General features: G+C 55.8%; 4 protein-coding genes and 1 pseudogene. 3 read left to right on the top strand and 2 right to left on the bottom strand.

Features of this window, described 5'->3' with window-relative positions; all coding sequences use genetic code 11:
- Nucleotides 1-875: DEAD/DEAH box helicase (locus RT340_RS22200; protein ID WP_313377828.1), on the bottom strand; the 875-nt coding region annotated here is incomplete at its 3' end.
- 301 nt (nt 876-1,176) lie between these two features.
- Nucleotides 1,177-1,569, bottom strand: a complete 393-nt coding sequence (locus RT340_RS22195) for a YbhQ family protein (RefSeq protein WP_034821088.1) — start codon at nt 1,567-1,569, stop codon at nt 1,177-1,179.
- Between the two features lie 176 nt (nt 1,570-1,745).
- Between RT340_RS22195 and RT340_RS22190 the strand changes: the two genes are divergently transcribed.
- From RT340_RS22190 to RT340_RS22180, 3 genes and pseudogenes are all read left to right on the top strand, one after another.
- Nucleotides 1,746-2,507: an endonuclease/exonuclease/phosphatase family protein gene (locus RT340_RS22190; RefSeq protein WP_058961602.1), complete on the top strand. Its 762-nt coding sequence runs from the start codon at nt 1,746-1,748 to the stop codon at nt 2,505-2,507.
- Complete coding sequence (gene clsB / locus RT340_RS22185) at nt 2,504-3,748, top strand: cardiolipin synthase ClsB (protein WP_160832569.1); 1,245 nt, start codon at nt 2,504-2,506, stop codon at nt 3,746-3,748. The genes RT340_RS22190 and clsB overlap by 4 nt, the downstream gene beginning before the upstream one ends.
- Nucleotides 3,748-4,057: pseudogene (locus tag RT340_RS22180) on the top strand (YbhN family protein); the annotation flags it as partial. The gene clsB and the pseudogene RT340_RS22180, both read left to right, overlap by 1 nt.

Genomic DNA, 4,057 nt, shown 5'->3' with positions numbered 1-4,057 from the left:
TTGAAGTCAGCTAACGCGCGGGTACGCGCGCCCTGGCTTTTGTTACCGTGGATTGCCGCTGCGGTGATGCCATCTTTGTTCAGCTGTTCAGCCAGATGGTTGGCGCCGTGTTTGGTACGGGTGAACACCAGCACTTGCTGCCAGTTGTCGCGACCAATCATCAGCGACAGCAGTTCCCGCTTACGCTTCTTATCAACGAAGTGTACTTGCTGTGAAACTTGCTCAGAGGCGGTGTTACGACGCGCCACTTCAACCTGCTCTGGGTTGGTCAGCAGTTTTTCCGCCAGGGTTTTGATCTCATCAGAGAAGGTGGCAGAGAACAGCAGGTTCTGACGTTTTGCCGGCAGACGCGCCAGTACACGGCGAATGTCGTGGATGAAGCCCATATCGAGCATGCGATCCGCTTCATCCAGCACCAGAATTTCAACCTGTGACAGATCAACCGCATTTTGATGTGCCAGATCCAGCAGACGGCCTGGCGTCGCCACCAGCACATCCACACCCCCGCGCAGTTTCATCATCTGCGGGTTGATGCTCACGCCACCGAAGACCACCAGTGAGCGGATATTAAGATACTGACTGTATTCACGAACGTTCTCGCCCACCTGCGCCGCCAGTTCACGGGTTGGGGTGAGGATCAACGCACGCACCGGACGACGACCGCGCGCGTTAGAGGGATTCGCAGTGAGACGCTGCAACAGTGGCAGCGTGAAACCGGCGGTTTTACCGGTACCGGTTTGGGCGCTTGCCAACAGGTCACGACCTGCCCGCACCACGGGAATAGCCTGACGCTGAATCGGCGTCGGTTCCTGGTAGCCTTGTTCCGCTACCGCACGCAAAATATCGGCACTTAAGCCGAGAGAGTCAAATGACATGCAGGTGTATTACTCCGAACCGCCCTGTTCGCCGTCAGCGATGTAGTTTTCAGGGGGTATATGACGCAAGCCTGGTGGGCTCACGTGTGAAAAGGGCACAAACTACCATGCGTAAGGGCGGGAGTTTAGCAGGTTTCCGCTGCCACCGCGACTGACAATAGTCACGGCGCTGTAACATGATGTTGGTAGTCTTCCCGTCGTGGCACGAGTTGCGCCGTTGCTCTCTGTGACCGTTATTGCGCTGCGCATAACAAAATAGGAGCCGCATGCGGCTCCTTTCGGTTCGCGACTGAGCTTTCGCTTAGCTGCGCTTTTTCTCCACGCGATGCGCGGGTTCTTTCGCCAGCAAGGATACCAGCGCCGGACCCACCAACATCACCACGCCCAGGCAACCGATCAACAGGTTGTTGTGGATGAAGCGCGAGATCAGGAACAGCGTCAGCATCGCTGCGCCGAAGTAGTACGTTGTCGTGACTTCTTCCAGCGCGTCACCCATGCGACGTAAACGGGCACTACGCTGCAGAGCCAGCATGGCGATAAACACCACCGCATAAGCTGCTACCAGGGTACTGCTCACTTCAACCAGCGCCTTGTGCTTCCAGCCCCAAACCAGCGCGGCGATCACCAACAGGTGCATCGCAATATGCAAACAGGTTTGACCGGTAACGATCTGAACACGATTAGACCATTTCATTCTCTTCTCCTGGCAGACCCAACAGGTCGCCCAAGTGTATCTGGCTGCGGCCAGACGGATTTCCTCAATGTAAAGCAAATTTCGGATAACGCCCTAATTTTCTGCGTCCATCACCATCCATTTGTGACAAAGACTACACTTTGTGCTGTTGATGATGAAAAGGAGCGCGTCGAAGTATGCCACAAAACACGCAAGGATTTTCATTTAAAGTCCTGACGATCAATACCCACAAGGGGTTCACCAGCTTTAACCGTCGCTTTATCCTGCCGGAATTGCGTGACGCAGTCCGCGCCACCTCGGCGGATATTGTCTTCCTGCAAGAGGTGATGGGCACCCACGCTATCCATTCGCTGCACATTGAGAACTGGCCGGAAAACTCTCATTACGAGTATCTGGCCGATACCATGTGGCATGATTTTGCCTATGGCCGTAATGCAGTTTATCCCGAGGGACATCACGGGAACGCGATATTGTCACGTTTCCCCATTATTGAATATGAAAATCTCGATATTTCTGTGGCGGGAAGCGAAAAGCGCGGCATGTTGCACTGCCAGATTCGCCTGCCGGATCGCCCCGATCCGCTGCATGTCATCTGTGTGCATTTAGGGCTTAAAGCACAGCATCGCCAGGCGCAGATGAAGATGATGAGCGATCGCATCAATGCCCTGCCGCATGATGCGCCGCTGGTGGTGGCCGGAGATTTCAACGACTGGCAAGTGCACGCCAATCGCTTCCTGAAGCGCAGCGCGGGATTGCAGGAAGTGTTTAGCATGAAAAACGGCCGCCCGGCACGTACCTTCCCGGCACGTTTTCCGCTACTGCGACTGGATCGTATTTATATCCGCAACGCCACCGTGAGCCAGCCCTGGGCGCTGCCGGTCAAACCCTGGTCACACCTTTCCGATCACGCCCCCCTGGCCGTGGAGATCTTCCTATGAATTTCAGCTGGCGTGAGGGCAATCAGTTGCGGTTGCTGGAGAACGGCGAGCAGTTCTTCCCCTGCGTTTCAGCAGCCATTCAGCGTGCCGAGCGTTCGCTGCTGCTGGAGACGTTTATTCTGTTTGAAGACGACGTCGGCAACGCGCTGCATAGCGATCTGCTTGCAGCAGCGCAGCGTGGCGTGAAAGTCGAAGTGATGGTGGATGGCTATGGTTCACACGATCTCTCCGACGCCTTTGTGAACACGCTTACGGAAGCCGGGGTGCGTTTTCTCTATTACGATCCGCGCCCGCTGGTGCTGGGCATGCGCACCAACGTGTTCCGTCGTCTGCATCGTAAAATCGTGGTGGTCGATGATGCCCTCGCCTTTGTGGGCGGCATCAACTTCTCTGCAGAGCACAATACCGATTACGGCCCGGAGGCGAAGCAGGATTATGCGGTCGAGGTGACGGGGCCGGTGGTGCTGGATATTGCTCGCTATGTACAGCAGGCCATCGGTAGCAAGCAGACCACGCGACGCTGGTGGGGAGGACGTTCACAGCGGCTGGCGGTTAATGCGATGCCCGGTGAGGCGCAGGTGTTGTTTGTTTACCGCGACAATGACGACCATCGCGACGACATTGAGCAGCACTATCTCGATATGCTGCGCAAGGCCAAACAGGACGTCATCATCGCTAATGCCTATTTCTTCCCTGGCTATCGCCTGTTACGTGAAATGCGCAGTGCCGCACAGCGTGGCGTGCGTGTACGGCTGATCGTGCAGGGTGAACCGGATATGCCGATTGTTAAAGTGGGCGCCGAGATGCTCTATAACTATCTGGTGGATGCCGGGGTTGAGGTTTATGAATATTGCCGCCGTCCACTGCACGGCAAAATTGCGGTGCAGGATCAGCACTGGGCCACCGTGGGCTCCAGCAATCTTGATCCGTTGAGCTTATCGCTCAATCTGGAAGCCAATCTCATCGTGCACGATCGCACTTTCAATCAGACGCTGCGTGACAATCTGGAAGCCTTGCTTCAGCACGATTGTGTGCGTGTGCAGGATGACAAATTGCCGCCGCGCACCTGGTGGCATCTCACTAAAAGCGTGATTGTGTTCCATTTCCTGCGTCACTTCCCGGCCATTGCCGGTTGGTTGCCCGCGCATACGCCTTTACTGGCGCAGGTTGATCCCCCCGTGCAACCGGAAATGGAAACCCAGGATCGGGTCGAAACCGGCAACGAAGGAGCGAAACACTGATGAGCAAAAAACATTCTCGCTGGCAATGGACAAAGAAAATCCTCACCTGGCTGTTCTTTATTGCGGTGATCGTACTGCTGGTGATCTACGCGCGCAAAGTGAACTGGCAGGACGTGTATCAGGTGATCGTCGGCTACAACCGCTATGTGGTGCTGGGCGCAGCGGCGCTGGTGGTGGTCAGCTATCTCACCTATGGCGTGTATGACTTAATCGGTCGCGCCTACTGTGGACACAAACTGGCGAAGCGTCAGGTGATGCTGGTGTCGTTTATCTGCTACGCCTTTAACCTGACGCTCAGCACCTGGGTCG

Origin of the sequence: Pantoea sp. CTOTU50773 (genome assembly GCF_032082325.1) — a bacterium.
GTDB classification, from domain to species: domain Bacteria; phylum Pseudomonadota; class Gammaproteobacteria; order Enterobacterales; family Enterobacteriaceae; genus Pantoea; species Pantoea communis.
Note: the sequence above shows the minus strand (reverse complement) of the source record. Positions and strands in the feature narration are given on the sequence as shown.